The organism is Rhodococcus aerolatus, from assembly GCF_054783215.1.
The window spans coordinates 1-14675 of the sequence record NZ_BAAGQZ010000009.1; the positions used below are offsets into that span (position 1 = coordinate 1).

Genomic DNA, 14675 nt, shown 5'->3' on the forward strand with positions numbered 1-14675 from the left:
GCCGGTTCCCCGGCTGCACCGTCCCCGCCACCGGGTGCGACCTCGACCACGTCATCCCCTACAACCACCACAACCCCCGCCGGGGTGGGTGGACCACCGTGGTGAACGTGGCCTGTCTGTGCCGACACCACCACCGCGCCAAGACCGCCGGCGTCTGGACCGTCCGGATGGACCCCGACGGCACCCAGCACTGGACCGGACCCACCGGACAGACCACCACCACCCGACCCGACGGGCTCCCCCCAACCGTCGGCGAGCACGGACCCACCATCCCCGCCGCAGACCGACCCGACTGCACACCACCCCGCACCCGCCGCGGCGGAGGACTCGAGAACGACCTCGACCACGCCCTCACCCAGCACCACGACCTGCAGCACAACCACCGCACCCGACGGCAGTGGCACGACCACGACCACCCACCCCCCGCGCCACCACACCCACCACCCGACAACGACCCACCCCCGTTCTGAGGGGGCGGTGTCACTCTCCGGGGCGCACCAGGCCGGACTCGTACGCGAGGACCACGGCCTGCACCCGGTCGCGCACCCCGAGCTTGGTGAGCACCCGGCCCACGTGCGTCTTCACCGTGGCCTCGGAGAGGAACAGCTCGGCCGCGATCTCCGCGTTGGACCGCGCCCGCGCCACCAGCCCGAGCACCTCGTGCTCCCGCTCCGTCAGCTCGGCCAGCTCGGGCCGCGGCACCCGGGGCGTCGGGTCGTCGGCCACCCACCGTGACAGCAGCCGCCGCGTCACGCTCGGCGAGACCACGGCGTCCCCCGCCGCGACCGCCCGCACCGCGGCCACGAGCTGGTCCGGCGGGGTGTCCTTGAGCAGGAACCCGCTCGCCCCCGCCCGCAGCGCCCCCAGCGCGTGCTCCTCCACGTCGAACGTCGTCATCACCAGCACGCGCACCCCGCTGCCGCCCTGCACCACGGCCCGGGTCGCCTCGATGCCGTCCATCCGCGGCATCCGCACGTCCATGAGCAGCACGTCGGGGCGCAGCCGCTCAGCGAGCTCCACGGCGGCGCGGCCGTCCGGCGCCTCGCCGACCACCCGCAGGTCGTCGTGCGAGTCGAGCACCATCCGCAGCCCCACCCGCATGAGCTCCTGGTCGTCGGCCAGCACCACGGTCGTCCCCGCGTCGCCCACGCCGGTCAACCTAGCGGCAGCACCGCCGAGACCCGCCAGCCCGCCACCTCGCCCCGCGACGACCACGGCCCCACCTCGAGCGTGCCGTCGAGCACCGCCACCCGCTCCCGCATCCCGACGAGGCCCACCCCGGTCCCGCCCGCGTACCCGCGCCCCCCGGGCCGCTCCCCGCCGGTGTCGGTCACCCGCGCGCTCACCGCGTCGTCTCCCCGCCGCACCTCCACCCGGGCCCCCGCCCCCGGCCCCGCGTGGCGCAGCACGTTCGTCAGCGCCTCCCCCACCACCCGGTGCACGGCGATCGCGATGCCCGCGGGCAGGTCGTCCACCGGCCCGGTCAGCTCGAGCTCCACGGGCAGCCCGACCGTCCGGAACTGCTGCGCCAGCTCGCTGAGCCCCGCCGTGCCCGTCGGCAGCGCCACCTCCACCTCGTCGGTGCTCCGCAGCGCGAGGACGGTGCGCCGCAGCTCGGCCAGCGCCTGCCGCCCGGTCGAGGCGATCGCCCCCATCGCCCGCCGCGCGGCCTCCGGGTCCCGGTCCAGCACCGACGCCGCCCCGTCGGCCTGCACCACCACGACGGACACCGCGTGGGCGACCACGTCGTGCAGCTCCCGCGCCATCCGCCGCCGCTCAGCGGCGACAGCCTCCTCGGTGCGCCGGTCCCGGTCCGCCGCGGCCGCCGACAGCCGGGCCGCGACCTCGGCGTCGTAGGCCCGCCGCGCACCCACGAACTCCGCGAGCGCCCACGCCAGAGCCAGGACCAGCGCGGGCAGCACCGGCCCGGCGACGCTGCCCACCCGCACCACCGACCACACCGCCACCCCGGCGGCCACCACCACGACCCACGCCAGGGCGACGCGCCGGCCGAGGACCGGGACCAGGGTGTAGAGCACGACGGGGAAGGCCAGGTCGGCCCCGCGCAGCACCAGCCCCGGCAGCAGCACCAGCTGCGCCAGGCCGCCCAGCAGCACCAGCACCGCGGCCAGGCGGGTCCGGGAGCGGCGCAGCGCGATGCCCGCCACCAGCACGACCCCGACCGCCCCGGCGACCCACGGGGTGTCGCGGGCCAGGGGTGCGGGCAGGTCGAGCAGCAGCACCACCAGGGCCAGCAGGCCGTCCCCCACGCCGGGCCGCTCCCGCAGCCACAGGCTCAGCCTCCGCACCCGGTCACGGTAGGCCCCGCCCGGCCGTGGACCCTGGACCTCGTGTCCGCCGCCCTGCCCCCGCACCCCCTCGCCCGCCGGCTTCGCACCCTGCACGCCGACCTGCTCCAGGTGAGCGAGGGCCGCATCCCCGCGGCCGAGGCCGTCCACGCCGGCGCCCGCGACCTGCGCTCCGCGTTCGGGGTGGCGATCGCCACCGCCACCGGCCACCTGCACCGCGCGGGCGACACCGACGTCGAGGTGCCGCTGCAGTCCGCGGCCAAGCCGTTCGTCTACGCCCTCGCCCTGGCCGACGCCGGCCGCGACGTGGTGCTCGACCGCATCGGCGTCGAGCCCACCGGCGTCGCGTTCGACGCGCTGCTGCTCGAGCACGAGACGGGGCGCCCGCCCAACCCGATGGTCAACGCGGGCGCCATCCTGGCCACCTGCCTGGTCTCCGGGGACGACGCGGCCGGACGCGTCGCGCGCATCGTCGAGGGCGTGTCCGCCTTCGCCGGCCGACCGCTGGCCGTGCACGAGGACGTGGTCCGCGAGGAGCTCGCCGTGGCCGACCGCAACCGCGCCCTGGCCCACCTCATGGTCGCCGACGGCACCCTGCCGGTCCCCGCGGCCGAGGCCATCGAGGTGTACCTGCGCTCCTGCGCCATCACCGTCACCACCGCCGACCTCGCCGTCATGGGGGCGACCCTGGCCACCGGCGGGCGCAACCCGCTGACGGGCGAGCAGGTGGTGCCGCCCGAGGTCGTCACCACCGTGCTGGCGGTGATGAGCACCTGCGGCATGTACGACGGCGCGGGCAGCTGGTTCGTCCGGGTCGGCCTGCCCGCCAAGTCCGGGGTCAGCGGCACCATCGTCGCGGTCAAGCCGGGCGAGCTGGCCGTGGCCACGGTGAGCGCCCCGCTGGACCGCCACGGCAACAGCGTGCGCGGCGTGCTGGCCTGCGAGCGGCTCTCCGACGAGCTCGGCCTGCACGAGTTCACCCCGGGCGGCGCGGGGCTGGAGGTGGTCTGCTCCTGCCTGGACGGCCGTCAGGTGCAGTCCAGCGTGGTGCGCCCCGAGCCCGACGCGGCCGCGCTGGCCGCCCACCCCGACCGGCTGCGGCTCGTCGAGCTCGCCGGCCCGCTGACGGTCGCGGCCGCCGACGAGCTCGTCCGGCTGCTCCGCGACACCCCCGACGCCCCCGCACCCCGCTGGACGGTGGCCGACCTGCGCGCCGTCGGCCACGTCCACCCGCCGGCCCGCGCGCTGCTCGACGAGGCGGTCACCCAGCTGCGCGACGCCGGCTGCCCCACCGTGCTGGTCGAGGCGGCCCCCGGCCCGCAGGTGCCGCGGCTGCACGCCCTGGCCGAGTCCGACGACGTCGACCGCGCGCTGGCCTGGTGCGAGGACGCGCTGCTGCGCCACCTCCGCACGGCCGACGGCGGGCGTGGCTAGCCTCGGCCCGGTGACCCCGCGCGCCGTCGACCCCGACTTCCTCGCCCTGCCGCTGCGCGCCCTGGCCGACGCGGCGCTGTCCGCCGCCCGGTCCGCGGGTGCGAGCCACGCCGACCTGCGGGTGCAGCGGCTGCGCACCCAGGACCTGCGGCTGCGCGACCGGGCCGTGCAGTCCTCCGGCTCGTCGGTGGTGCTCGGCCTCGCGGTGCGCGTGGTCGTCGACGGCACCTGGGGCTTCGCCGCGCACGCCGAGCTGACCCCGGACGTCGCCGCGGCCACCGCCCGGCGCGCCGTCGAGGTCGCCACCGCGCTGCGCCCGCTCAACGCCGACCCGGTCGAGCTGGCCGACGAGCCCGTGCACGGCTCGCTGGACGCCCCGGCCACCTGGGTCTCGGACTACGCGCTGGACCCGTTCGCGGTCGACGACGCGGACAAGGTGGGCCGGCTGCGCGAGCTGAGCGACGTGCTGCTGGCCTCCGCCGGGGTGCACCACGTCAGCGCCGGCTGCCTGCAGGTCAAGGAGCAGGTCTTCTACGCCGACCTCGCGGGCACGGCCACGGTGCAGCAGCGGGTGCGGCTCAACCCGAGGCTCGAGGCCACCACGGTCGACCGCGACGCCGGGGTGTTCGAGTCCATGGCCAGCCTCGTCCCGCCCGCCGGCCGCGGCTGGGAGCAGCTCTCGCAGGCCCACTGGGACTGGGACGGCGAGCTCGCCGCGCTGCCCGCGCTGCTGGCCGAGAAGGTCGTCGCCCCCACGGTCGTCCCCGGCCCGACCGACCTCGTCATCGACCCGTCCAACCTGTGGCTGACCATCCACGAGTCCATCGGCCACGCCACCGAGTACGACCGCGCCATCGGCTACGAGGCGGCCTACGCGGGCACCTCGTTCGCCACCCCCGACCAGCTCGGCACCCTGCGCTACGGCAGCGACGTCATGCACGTCACCGCCGACCGCACCGTCGCGCAGGGACTCGCCAGCCAGGGCTTCGACGACGACGGGGTCGCCACCTCGCAGTGGGACCTGGTCCGCGACGGCACCCTCGTCGGCTACCAGCTCGACCGGGTCTTCGCCCACCGCCTGGGCCTCGAGCGCTCCAACGGCTGCTCCTACGCCGACTCCCCCCACCACGTCCCGATCCAGCGGATGGCCAACGTGAGCCTGCAGCCCGACCCGACCCGCGACACCACCACCGCCGAGCTCGTCGGCCGCGTCGCCGACGGCCTCTACGTCGTCGGGGACAAGTCCTGGTCGATCGACATGCAGCGCTACAACTTCCAGTTCACCGGCCAGCGCTTCCACCGCATCCGCGACGGCGAGCTCGTCGGGCAGGTGCGCGACGTCGCCTACCAGGCCACCACCACCGACTTCTGGGGCTCGATGGAGGCCGTGGGAGGTCCCTCGACGTGGGTGCTCGGCGGGGCGTTCAACTGCGGCAAGGCCCAGCCCGGGCAGGTCGCCGCCGTCAGCCACGGCTGCCCCTCGGCACTGTTCCGCGGCGTGAACGTCCTCAACACCCGGACGGAGGCCGGCGCGTGATCGCCGCCCCGGACCTCGTCGACGCCGCGCTGGCCGCCTCCCGCGCGGACGCGGCCCTCGTGCTCGTGGCCGAGCAGACCGAGGCCAGCCTGCGCTGGGCCGGCAGCTCGATGACCACCAACGGCATCTCGACCTCCCGGACGTGGACGGTGGTCTCCGTGGTCGGGGCGGCGGTGGGGGTCGTCAGCTCCGCGAGCGTCGACGGCGCCGACGTCGAGGAGGTGGTGCGGGCCAGCGAGGCCGCCGCCCGCGCCGCCGGGGACGCCCGCGACGCCACCGCCCTGGTCGAGGGCGAGGGGTCCCCCGCGGACTGGTCTGACCCGGCCGCCACCACCTCGGTCGCCGTGTTCGACACCCTCGTCGACGACCTCGCCGCCGGGTTCCGCGGCCGCGACGCCCTCTACGGGTTCGCCCACCACACCGTCACCACCACCTGGCTCGGCAGCTCGACGGGGCTGCGCCGCAGGCACACCGAGCCCGTCGGCACCCTCGAGGTGAACGCCAAGCGCGACGGCTCCAGCGCGTGGGCGGGCGCAGGCACCGAGTGGTTCACCGACGTGGGCCTGGCCGGCATGCTCGACGACCTGGGCCGCCGGCTCGACTGGGGCGCCCGCCGCGTCGAGCTGCCCGCGGGCCGCTACGAGACGCTGCTGCCCGGCTCCGCGGTGGCGGACCTGCTGGTCCCGATGATGTGGGCGATGGACGGCCGCGGCGCGCACGAGGGCCGCACCGCGCTCTCCCGCGCCGGGGGCACCCGCGTCGGGGAGCGGCTCACCTCGCTGCCGCTCACCCTGGCCAGCGACCCCGCCGCACCCGGGCTGACCACCAGCCCGTTCCTCGCCGTGACCAGCTCGGACGACGCGGTGTCGGTGTTCGACGACGGCCTGCTCACCGGGCGCACCGAGTGGGTCCGCGAGGGCGTGGTCAACGCCCTGGCCTACCCCCGCGCCGCGGCCGCCGAGCTCGGCGCCGAGCCCACCCTGCCCGGGGAGAACCTCCTGCTCACCGGGGGCAGCGGGGCGAGCCTCGACGACATGGTGGCGAGCACGGAGCGCGGCCTGCTGCTGACCTGCCTGTGGTACATCCGCGAGGTCGACCCGGCCACCATGCTGCTCACCGGGCTCACCCGCGACGGGGTGTACCTCGTCGAGGACGGCCGGGTCACCGCCGAGGTCGGCAACTACCGGTTCAACGAGTCCCCGCTGGACCTGCTGCGCCGCGCCACCGAGGTCGGGGCGAGCGAGCGGGTGCTGCCCCGGGAGTGGTCGGACTGGTTCACCCGCGCCCAGGTCGGCCCGGTGCGGATCCCCGACTTCCACATGTCCAGCCAGAGCCGGGCCAGCTAGCCCGTCCGGGGGCGTCTGCAAGTACCGCCAGGAGCCTCGCGGGGCGTCTGCAACCGCCGCCAGGACGGGCCTTAGCGGGGCATCCGGCGCCACACCGCCCGGGGCAGCACCCCCATCACCGCGAACACGGGCCGCAGCACCCCGGGCACCCACACCTCGCCCCGCCCGCGGTCCAGCGCACGCACCACCGCGTCGGCCACCTGCTCGGGGGTCGAGGAGAACGGCGCCGGGTCCATGCCCTCGGTCATCCGGCCGACCACGAAGCCCGGGCGCACCAGCAGCAGGTGCACCCCGGTGCCGTGCAGCGCGTCGGCCAGGCCGGAGGCGAACCCGTCGAGACCGGCCTTGGCCGAGCCGTAGACGTAGTTCGCGCGGCGCACCCGCACCCCGGCGACGGAGGAGAACACCACCAGCCGCCCCGTCCCCCGCGCCCGCATCCGCGCGGCCAGCTCGGTGAGCACCCCCACCTGCGCGACGTAGTCGGTGTGCACCACCGCGGCGGCGTGCGCGGCGTCGGTCTCCGCGCGGGCCTGGTCACCCAGCACCCCGAAGCACAGCAGCGCGGTGCCCACCGGGCCGTGCACGGCCTCGACCGCGTCGAGCAGCGGGCCGTGCGAGGCGAGGTCGTCGGCGTCGAGCTCCACGCAGGCGACGTCCGCGGCCCCGGCGGCGCGCAGCCGGGTCACCTCGTGGGCCAGGTCGTCGGCCCGGCGCGCCGCCAGCACCACCGACCGCTGCCCCGCCCGCACCAGCCGCTCGGCCAGCACCACGCCGATCTCGCTGCGACCACCCAGCACCAGCAGCACACCCGTCCCGTCCACCCGGGCAGTCTCCCCGGCTACCGTCGTCGCCGTGGCCGCCACCCCCGCCGACCTGACCCCCGCCGCGCTCGAGTTCCTCACCGAGCGCCACCTCGCGACGCTGACCACCACCCGGGCCGACGGCACCGCCCACGTCGTCCCCGTCGGGTTCACCTGGGACGGCGAGGCGGGCGTGGCCCGCGTCATCACCCGGGACCGCTCGCAGAAGGGGCTCAACGCCGCCCGCGGCGGCCGGGCCGCGGTGTGCCAGCTCGAGGGTGGCCGCTGGCTCACCCTGGAGGGCCCCGTCGAGGTCTCCGCCGACCCCGCCGAGGTCCGGGAGGGCGAGCAGCGCTACGCCGCGCGGTACCGGACCCCGCGGGAGAACCCGCAGCGGGTGGTCGTCCGCATCCACGTCGACCGGGTCATGGGCTCGGCCGCCTTCCGGGAGCAGACGCCGTGAGCGACCGTCCGGTCATGCTCGTCGACGGGGCGGGCCTGTGGTTCCGGGCCTTCCACGGCGTCCCCGACACCATCACCTCCCCCGACGGGCAGGCCGTCAACGCCGTCCGCGGGTTCACCGACATGATCGCCTCCCTGGTCGAGCGGCTGCACCCGTCGCGGGCTGCGATCTGCCTCGACCTGGACTGGCGCCCGGCGTTCCGGGTCGCCCTGCTGCCCAGCTACAAGGCCCACCGCGTGCTCGAGGAGAACAGCGGGGACCTCGGCAGTGTCGGACCGGACGTCGAGGACGCGCCCGACCTGCTCGCCCACCAGGTGCCGGTGATCCTCGAGCTGATGGCCGCGGCCGGCATCGCCACCGCGGGTGCGGAGGGTCTCGAGGCCGACGACGTGCTCGGCACCCTCGCCGCCGCCGAGCGCACCGACCCGGTGGTGGTCGTCTCCGGGGACCGGGACCTGCTGCAGGTGGTGGCCGACGAGCCCGTCCCGGTGCGGGTGCTCTACGTGGGCCGCGGCCTGACCAAGGCCGAGCTGTACGGCCCCGCCGAGCTGGCCGAGCGCTACGCGCTGCCCGAGCACCGCCCCGGCCCCGCCTACGCCGAGCTCGCCGCCCTGCGGGGCGACCCGTCCGACGGGCTGCCCGGGGTGGCCGGCATCGGGGAGAAGGGCGGCGCCACCCTGCTGCGCACCCACGGCGACCTGGCCGCCCTGCGTGAGGCGGCGCGCACCGGGGCCGCCGGGGTCGGGGCGCGGGCGCGGGCCTCCCTGCTCGCCGCCGAGGACTACCTCGACGCGGCGATGCCCGTGGTGCGGGTGGTCACCGACGCCGACGTGCACCTCTCCCGCGACGACGACACCCTGCCCGCCGCCACCGTCGACGACGCCGCGCTCGACGCCCTGGCCCGGCGGTGGGGCGTGGAGAGCTCGGTGCGCCGGCTGCGCGCCGCGCTGGCCGCGGCGGCGGGGGCCTAGAAGTAGGTGCCCGACCAGGGCTGCTGCGGGGTCACCAGCAGCCGGTCCAGCGCCGCGACCGCGGCCGGGGCGCCCTCGGCGCGGCCCACCGAGGCGAGGTCGGCCACCGACGTGCCGCCGAGGTAGACCGCGGCCAGGTCACCGACGTCGAGCACCACCTCGGCCACGGCGCGGCTGCGGCGCACGCCGTCCGCCCCGACGGTCCAGGTGCCGTCGTTCGCGGGCAGGAGCACGTCACGCACCCCCAGCTCGACCGGCTCCCCCGGCGCCCACGACCGGGCCGTCAGCGCCGCCTCGACGTCGACCAGGCGCAGCCACGTCTCGTCCTCGAGGTCGGAGACCCGGGCGGCCCGCTCGTCGGTCAGGGCCAGGCCGAGCCGGGAGTCCACGGGGCGGCCGGGCGCCTCGAGCTCGTCGGCCAGGTCGATGCCCAGCGCGGCCTGCCACAGCGCCAGCTCCACCCCGGTGTCGGCCCCGACGAGGTCGAGCACCCGCACCGTGGCGGTGGTGCCGTGCCCCCAGCGCGGCCGGTCGGGGCAGCTCCACACCAGCCAGCCGACGATCTCGTGGGTGGCCGGGTCGCGGGCAGCGAGCACCCACAGCGGCTGGTCCCGGTCGAGCTGGCCGCGCACCAGGGTGGTCCACCACCAGGTGGGGCGGTCCACCGTGCCGGGCCGGGAGCCGCGCACCCGGTCGTGCGCGGCGGTGAGCGCGGCGATGGCGTCCTCGGGGTCGAGCAGGTCGAGCTCGACGTCGGCCACGGCGGCGCCGTCGCGCAGCCGGGCCCGTGCCCGGTCGACCGTCACCGTGGCGTAGCGGCTGGCGGGGCCGTAGCCGAAGCGGGAGTAGATGCCCGCCTCGCTGGCCCGCAGGGTCGCCGCGACGACGCCGGCCTCGTGCAGCGCGCGCAGCTGGGCGGTCTGCACGGCGCGCAGGTATCCGCGGCGGCGCCGGTCGGCCCGCACCCCGACGCTGCTGACCCCGGCCGCCTCGACCTCGCCACCGGGCACGGCGAGCCGCTGCGGGAACCACCGGGACAGCGCACCGATGGTGCCGTCGTCCTCGACCACCGCGTGCAGCGTCGCGCCGGCGTAGCTCGCCGCCGAGCGCGCCCACATGGCGTCGCTGACGGGGCCGACGAGGTAGGCGTCGGCGAACGTGCGGGCCGCGTCGCGGTGCCGCTCCGGCGGCAGGACGCTGACCCGGGGCCCCGGGCCCGTGTCCTGCTGGGGGCCGGCCGTCACGGGCGCGAGACCGTGTACGTCCCGGAGTCGTCGGTGATGGTGATGGTGATGGGCTTGTCGGCGCCGGCGATCGAGGCGGTGCACGTGAAGGTCCCGCCCACCGTCACCTCCTGGTCGGCGGGGCACGTGACGGTGCCGACGTCGGCCACCCGGTACTGGTCGCTGAGCACCGAGGTCACCCCCTCCTGCACCTTGGCCTGGTCGAGCACGGTCTTGCTGAACACCGTCATGGCGAGGACGACGCCGATGACGGCGAGGACGACGACCGCCCCCAGGATTCCCAGGAGCAGGCCGGTGCGCCCCTTCTTCTGCGGCGGCGGGGTGAAGCTGGGCGTGCCGCCGTAGCCGCCGCCGGGCTGGCCGTACTGGCCCTGCTGGGGCTGGCCGTACTGGCCCTGACCCGGCTGCCCGTACTGCCCCGGCTGCTGCGGCGGGCCGTACTGGCCGGGCTGCTGCGGGGGCTGGCCGTACTGGCCCGGCTGCCCGTACTGGCCCGGCTGCTGCTGGGGGGGTCGGCCGTACTGGCCCGGCTGCTGGGGCTGGCCGTACTGGCCGGGCTGCTGCTGGGGCGGCCCGTACGGGCCGGGCTGCTGTCCCCCGCCGGGCTGACCGTAGGACCCGCGGTAGGGCTGGTCGCCGTACGGGTTGCTCATCGACTACTCCCCCGGATCTGTGCAGCAGGACGCCCGCGATCCAACCACAGGCCCCGACGGGCCGTGGCCGGGTCCGCGCGGTGGGTCACGCGGTGCCGACGGCGACGACCCCGCGCCGCAGCGCGGTCACCGCCTCGGCGGCCACCCGGGCCTGGGGCCCGCCGTCCGCGGCCACCCGGACCTGGTCGAGCAGGTCCACCACCTGGCGGCACCAGCGCACGAAGTCCCCCGCCGGCGCCGGGGTGCTGCCCTGCCCGGCGGCGGCGAGCACGCTGGCCAGCGAGTGGCCCCGCGCCCACCGGTGCACCGCCGAGACGATGCCCAGGTCGGGCTCCCGGGTCGCGGGGATGTGGTGGCGGCGCTCGTCGTCGACGATCTCCCCCCAGATCCGCACCGTCGAGGCCAGCGCGTCGGCGACGGGGCCGTCGGGCACGACGGGCATCTCCTCGCCCTCCCGACGCGCCTCGTAGACCACCGCCGAGACGACGGCGGCCAGGTCCGGGGCGGAGAGGTCCGCCCACACCCCGCGGCGCAGGCACTCCGCGACGAGCAGGTCGGACTCGGAGTAGATGCGGGCCAGCCGGCGGCCCTCGTCGGCGACCTCCTGGGTGTCGCCGCTGCCCACCAGGTAGCCGCGCTCGGCCAGCAGCGCCCGGATCCGGTCGAAGGCGCGGGCCAGGGAGTGGGTGGTGGCGGCCACCCGCTGGCGCAACGTCTCGGTCTCCCGCTCCAGGCGGTGGTGGCGCTCCGCCCAACGGGCGTGGTCCTCCCGGTGCTCGCAGCCGTGGCACGGGTGCTGGCGCAAGGCCCGGCGCAGCGCGGCGAGCTCGGCGTCGTCGGCCGCCGCGGCGCGCTTGCGGGAGCGCCCGCCCGGGGCCACCACCCCGCTGGACCGCAGCGAGGACGCGATGTCCCGGCGCACCCGCGGCACCCCGTGGTCCACCCGCCGCGGCAGGGCGAGCCGGCCCAGCACGGCGGCGGCGTCGGGGAAGTCGGTGCGCGAGAGCCGGCCCGCCCAGGTGCCCTCGGTGATGACGAGCGGGCGCGGGTCGGGGCCGTCGAGGCCGGGGTCCAGCACCACGGCCAGCCCCGCGCGCTTGCCGCCGGGGACCGCGATGACGTCCCCGCGGCGCAGCGCGGCCAGCGACTCCCCCGCCTCGGTGCGCCGGGCCGCGGTCCCCTCGCGGTTGAGCCTGCGCTCCCGGTCGGTGAGCCGGGCGCGCAGCGCGGCGTACTCGGCGAAGTCGCCGAGGTGGCAGTGCACCTGCTCGGCGTACCCGGCCAGGGCCTCGGTGTTGCGGTCGATGGTGCGGGACAGCCCGACGACGGAGCGGTCCGCCTGGTACTGGGCGAAGGAGCGCTCCAGCAGGGCGCGGGCCTGCGCGGCGCCGACCGAGCCGACCAGGTTGACCGCCATGTTGTAGGCGGGCCGGAAGGAGCTGCGCAGCGGGAACGTGCGGGTCGAGGCCAGGCCGGCCACCGAGGTCGGCTCCACCCCGGGCGCCCACAGCACCACCGCGTGGCCCTCGACGTCGATGCCGCGCCGCCCCGCCCGGCCGGTGAGCTGGGTGTACTCCCCGGCGGTGAGGTCGACGTGGGCCTCGCCGTTGTACTTGACCAGCCGCTCCAGCACGACGGTGCGGGCGGGCATGTTGATGCCCAGGGCCAGGGTCTCGGTGGCGAACACCGCGCGCACCAGCCCGCGCAGGAACAGCTCCTCGACGGTCTCCTTGAACGCGGGCAGCATCCCGGCGTGGTGGGCGGCGACCCCGCGCAGCAGCGCGTCGCGCCACTCCCAGAACCCGAGCACGGCCAGGTCGCCGCGCGGCAGCTCCGCGGTGTGCGCGGCGATGACCTGCTCGATCTCCTCCTCCTGGCCCGGTGCGGTGAGCCGGAGGCCGTGGCGCACGCACTGGGCCACGGCGGCCTCGCACCCGGCCCGGCTGAAGACGAACGTGATCGCCGGCAGCAGGCCCTCGGCGTCGAGCCGCTCCAGGACCTCCGGGCGGGGCAGCGGGCGCCACCCGGAGCGCTCCCCGCGGTGCGGGGCACCCCCGCCGCGACCGGGACGGCCACCACCGCGGCGGTCGCGGCCGCGCGAGCGGTAGGAGCCCCCACCGCCGCCGGTGTCCTCGCGGCGCTGCTGCTGCTGGACGTGGCGGACCAGGTCCGGGTCCACCACCAGCTGCGCCCCGCCGCCGTTGTCCCGCTCGCTGAACAGGTCGAACAGCCGCCGGCCGACCAGCACGTGCTGGGTCAGCGGGATGGGGCGCACCTCGTCGACGACCACGGTGGTGTCGCCGCGCACGGTGGAGATCCACTCCCCGAACTCCTCGGCGTTGCTCACCGTGGCCGAGAGGCTGACCAGCCGGACGTCGGGCCGCAGGTGCAGGATCACCTCCTCCCACACCCCGCCGCGGAACCGGTCGGCCAGGTAGTGCACCTCGTCCATCACCACGTAGGCCAGGCCGCGCAGCGCGGGTGACTGCGCGTAGAGCATGTTGCGCAGCACCTCGGTGGTCATGACGACCACGGGCGCGTCGGCGTTGACGGAGGTGTCGCCGGTGAGCAGGCCGACGTGCTCGCGGCCGTGCCGCTCGGCGAGGTCGGCGAACTTCTGGTTGCTCAGCGCCTTGATCGGCGTGGTGTAGAAGCACTTGCCCCCGGCCTCGAGGGCCAGGTGCACGGCGAACTCGCCGACGACCGTCTTGCCCGCGCCGGTGGGCGCGCACACCAGCACGCCGTGCCCGTCCTCCAGGGCCTCGCAGGCCTGCACCTGGAACGGGTCGAGCGCGAAGGGCAGCAGGGCGGTGAAGCGGGCCAGCTCGGGACGGGCGGCGCGACGACGCGCGGCCGCGAAGGCCTCTGCCGGGGAAAGGTCGGCCACGTCGCCAGGTTGCCACAGCGCGGGCGGGGCCACCGGCGCGCGGGTCGCGGGCCTAGGTGGCGTCGCCCCAGGAGCCCGGGCCGGGGGCGGTGGTGGCCGGGGGCTGCCGGTCGTCGTGGTGCGGCGCCGGCGCCTCGAGCGCGGCCCCGGGTGCACCCGGGCCGCGGTCCAGCGGGGAGGCCTGGTCGTCGTCCAGCTCGCCCCAGCCCTCGGCCGCGCGGCGGCGGGCCTTGCGCTTGTCGTGCACCCGGGCCACCTGGACCGACGCCTCGAACAGCACGGTCAGCGACAGCGCCAGGGCCAGCATGCTGAACGGGTCCTGGCCGGGGGTGGCGACGGCGGCGAACGCGAACAGCCCGAAGATCAGGCCGCGGCGCCAGGCCTTGAGCCGGTCGTAGGTGAGCACCCCGGCGAGGTTGAGCATGACGACGAGCAGCGGCAGCTCGAAGCTGACGCCGAAGATGACGATGAGGCCGATGATAAAGCTGAAGTACTGGTCGCCGTTGAGCGCGGTGATCTGCACGTCGTTGCCCACCGAGAGCAGGAACGACAGCGCCTTGGCCACGACGACGTAGGCCATGACGGCCCCGGCCACGAACAGCGCGGCCCCGAAGGTCACGAACGCGACGGCCGCCCGGCGCTCGTTGCGGTAGAGCCCGGGGGTGATGAAGCCCCACAGCTGGCCCAGCCACACCGGGCTGGACAGCACGATGCCCGCGGTCAGCCCCACCTTGAGCCGGAGCATGAACTGGTCGAACGGGGCGGTGGCGAGCAGCCGGCACGCCCCGTCGTTGCCGATCTGCGCCCGGTCGGTCGCGGGCAGCGCGCAGTAGGGACCCTTGAGGATCTCACCCAGGCTGGGGGTGCCCCCCACGCCGTAGGAATACCAGAGGAAGCCCAGGACGGTCGCGACCACGATGGCGATCGCGGCCTTGGTGACCCGGCTGCGGAGCTCGAAGAGGTGCTCGACGAGCGACATCGAGCCGTCGTCGTTCACCGGGGGTCGGGAACGGCGGGGCCGGATGCGCCCG

General features: G+C 76.4%; 13 protein-coding genes. 6 read left to right on the forward strand and 7 right to left on the reverse strand.

Features of this window, described 5'->3' with window-relative positions; genetic code table 11:
• Window positions 1-470 (forward strand): HNH endonuclease (locus ACYVOF_RS04630; RefSeq protein ID WP_460864358.1); only part of this gene is annotated, 470 nt, incomplete at its 5' end.
• Between the two features lie 10 nt (window positions 471-480).
• Here ACYVOF_RS04630 and ACYVOF_RS04635 read toward each other — a convergent pair.
• Both ACYVOF_RS04635 and ACYVOF_RS04640 read right to left on the reverse strand, forming a co-directional pair.
• Window positions 481-1149, reverse strand: a complete 669-nt coding sequence (locus tag ACYVOF_RS04635; RefSeq protein ID WP_460864359.1) for a response regulator — start codon at window positions 1147-1149, stop codon at window positions 481-483.
• 5 nt (window positions 1150-1154) lie between these two features.
• Window positions 1155-2309: a sensor histidine kinase gene (locus tag ACYVOF_RS04640; protein WP_460864360.1), complete on the reverse strand. Its 1155-nt coding sequence runs from the start codon at window positions 2307-2309 to the stop codon at window positions 1155-1157.
• Between the two features lie 42 nt (window positions 2310-2351).
• Between ACYVOF_RS04640 and glsA the strand changes: the two genes are divergently transcribed.
• From glsA to ACYVOF_RS04655, 3 genes are read left to right on the forward strand one after another with little or no spacing between them, the layout of a single operon-like run.
• A complete protein-coding gene (glsA, locus tag ACYVOF_RS04645; RefSeq protein WP_460864361.1) occupies window positions 2352-3743 on the forward strand; it encodes a glutaminase A in 1392 nt (463 codons plus the stop codon).
• A gap of 10 nt (window positions 3744-3753) precedes the next feature.
• The gene (locus tag ACYVOF_RS04650) at window positions 3754-5280 is read left to right on the forward strand and encodes a TldD/PmbA family protein (protein WP_460864362.1); all 1527 of its coding nucleotides are present in this window, start codon (window positions 3754-3756) and stop codon (window positions 5278-5280) included.
• Window positions 5277-6626 carry a metallopeptidase TldD-related protein gene (locus ACYVOF_RS04655; RefSeq protein WP_460864363.1) on the forward strand — a complete coding sequence of 450 codons (1350 nt, stop codon included), beginning with the start codon at window positions 5277-5279 and terminating at the stop codon, window positions 6624-6626. The genes ACYVOF_RS04650 and ACYVOF_RS04655 overlap by 4 nt, the downstream gene beginning before the upstream one ends.
• Before the next feature lie 71 nt (window positions 6627-6697).
• Here the strand turns inward: ACYVOF_RS04655 and ACYVOF_RS04660 are convergent, their stop codons facing one another.
• Entirely contained in the window at window positions 6698-7447 is a 750-nt protein-coding gene (locus tag ACYVOF_RS04660; protein WP_460864364.1) for an SDR family NAD(P)-dependent oxidoreductase, read from the reverse strand.
• Window positions 7448-7478: 31 nt separating this feature from the next.
• On the opposite strand from ACYVOF_RS04660, the gene ACYVOF_RS04665 reads away from it, so the two are divergent.
• Entirely contained in the window at window positions 7479-7889 is a 411-nt protein-coding gene (locus ACYVOF_RS04665) for a PPOX class F420-dependent oxidoreductase (protein WP_460864365.1), read from the forward strand.
• A 14-nt stretch (window positions 7890-7903) separates the two neighbouring features.
• On the forward strand, window positions 7904-8860 hold the full coding sequence (locus ACYVOF_RS04670; protein WP_460864473.1) for a 5'-3' exonuclease: 957 nt from the start codon (window positions 7904-7906) through the stop codon (window positions 8858-8860).
• Here ACYVOF_RS04670 and ACYVOF_RS04675 read toward each other — a convergent pair.
• From ACYVOF_RS04675 to tatC, 4 genes are all read right to left on the reverse strand, one after another.
• Window positions 8857-10104, reverse strand: a complete 1248-nt coding sequence (locus ACYVOF_RS04675) for a GNAT family N-acetyltransferase (protein ID WP_460864366.1) — start codon at window positions 10102-10104, stop codon at window positions 8857-8859. The genes ACYVOF_RS04670 and ACYVOF_RS04675 overlap by 4 nt on opposite strands.
• The gene (locus ACYVOF_RS04680) at window positions 10101-10757 is read right to left on the reverse strand and encodes a DUF4333 domain-containing protein (RefSeq protein WP_460864367.1); all 657 of its coding nucleotides are present in this window, start codon (window positions 10755-10757) and stop codon (window positions 10101-10103) included. The genes ACYVOF_RS04675 and ACYVOF_RS04680 overlap by 4 nt, the downstream gene beginning before the upstream one ends.
• Window positions 10758-10842: 85 nt before the next feature.
• A complete protein-coding gene (locus ACYVOF_RS04685) occupies window positions 10843-13644 on the reverse strand; it encodes a DEAD/DEAH box helicase (protein ID WP_460864368.1) in 2802 nt (933 codons plus the stop codon).
• A 52-nt stretch (window positions 13645-13696) separates the two neighbouring features.
• Window positions 13697-14623 carry a twin-arginine translocase subunit TatC gene (tatC, locus tag ACYVOF_RS04690; RefSeq protein WP_460864474.1) on the reverse strand — a complete coding sequence of 309 codons (927 nt, stop codon included), beginning with the start codon at window positions 14621-14623 and terminating at the stop codon, window positions 13697-13699.
• Window positions 14624-14675: the final 52 nt, after the last annotated feature.

Bases quoted from the DNA above. Each gene is read 5' to 3' on its own strand.
- ACYVOF_RS04670 (WP_460864473.1), top strand. From the start codon at position 7,904: ATGCTCGTCGACGGGGCGGGCCTGTGGTTCCGGGCCTTCCACGGCGTC.
- ACYVOF_RS04680 (WP_460864367.1), bottom strand. From the start codon at position 10,757: ATGAGCAACCCGTACGGCGACCAGCCCTACCGCGGGTCCTACGGTCAG.
- tatC (WP_460864474.1), bottom strand. From the start codon at position 14,623: ATGTCGCTCGTCGAGCACCTCTTCGAGCTCCGCAGCCGGGTCACCAAG.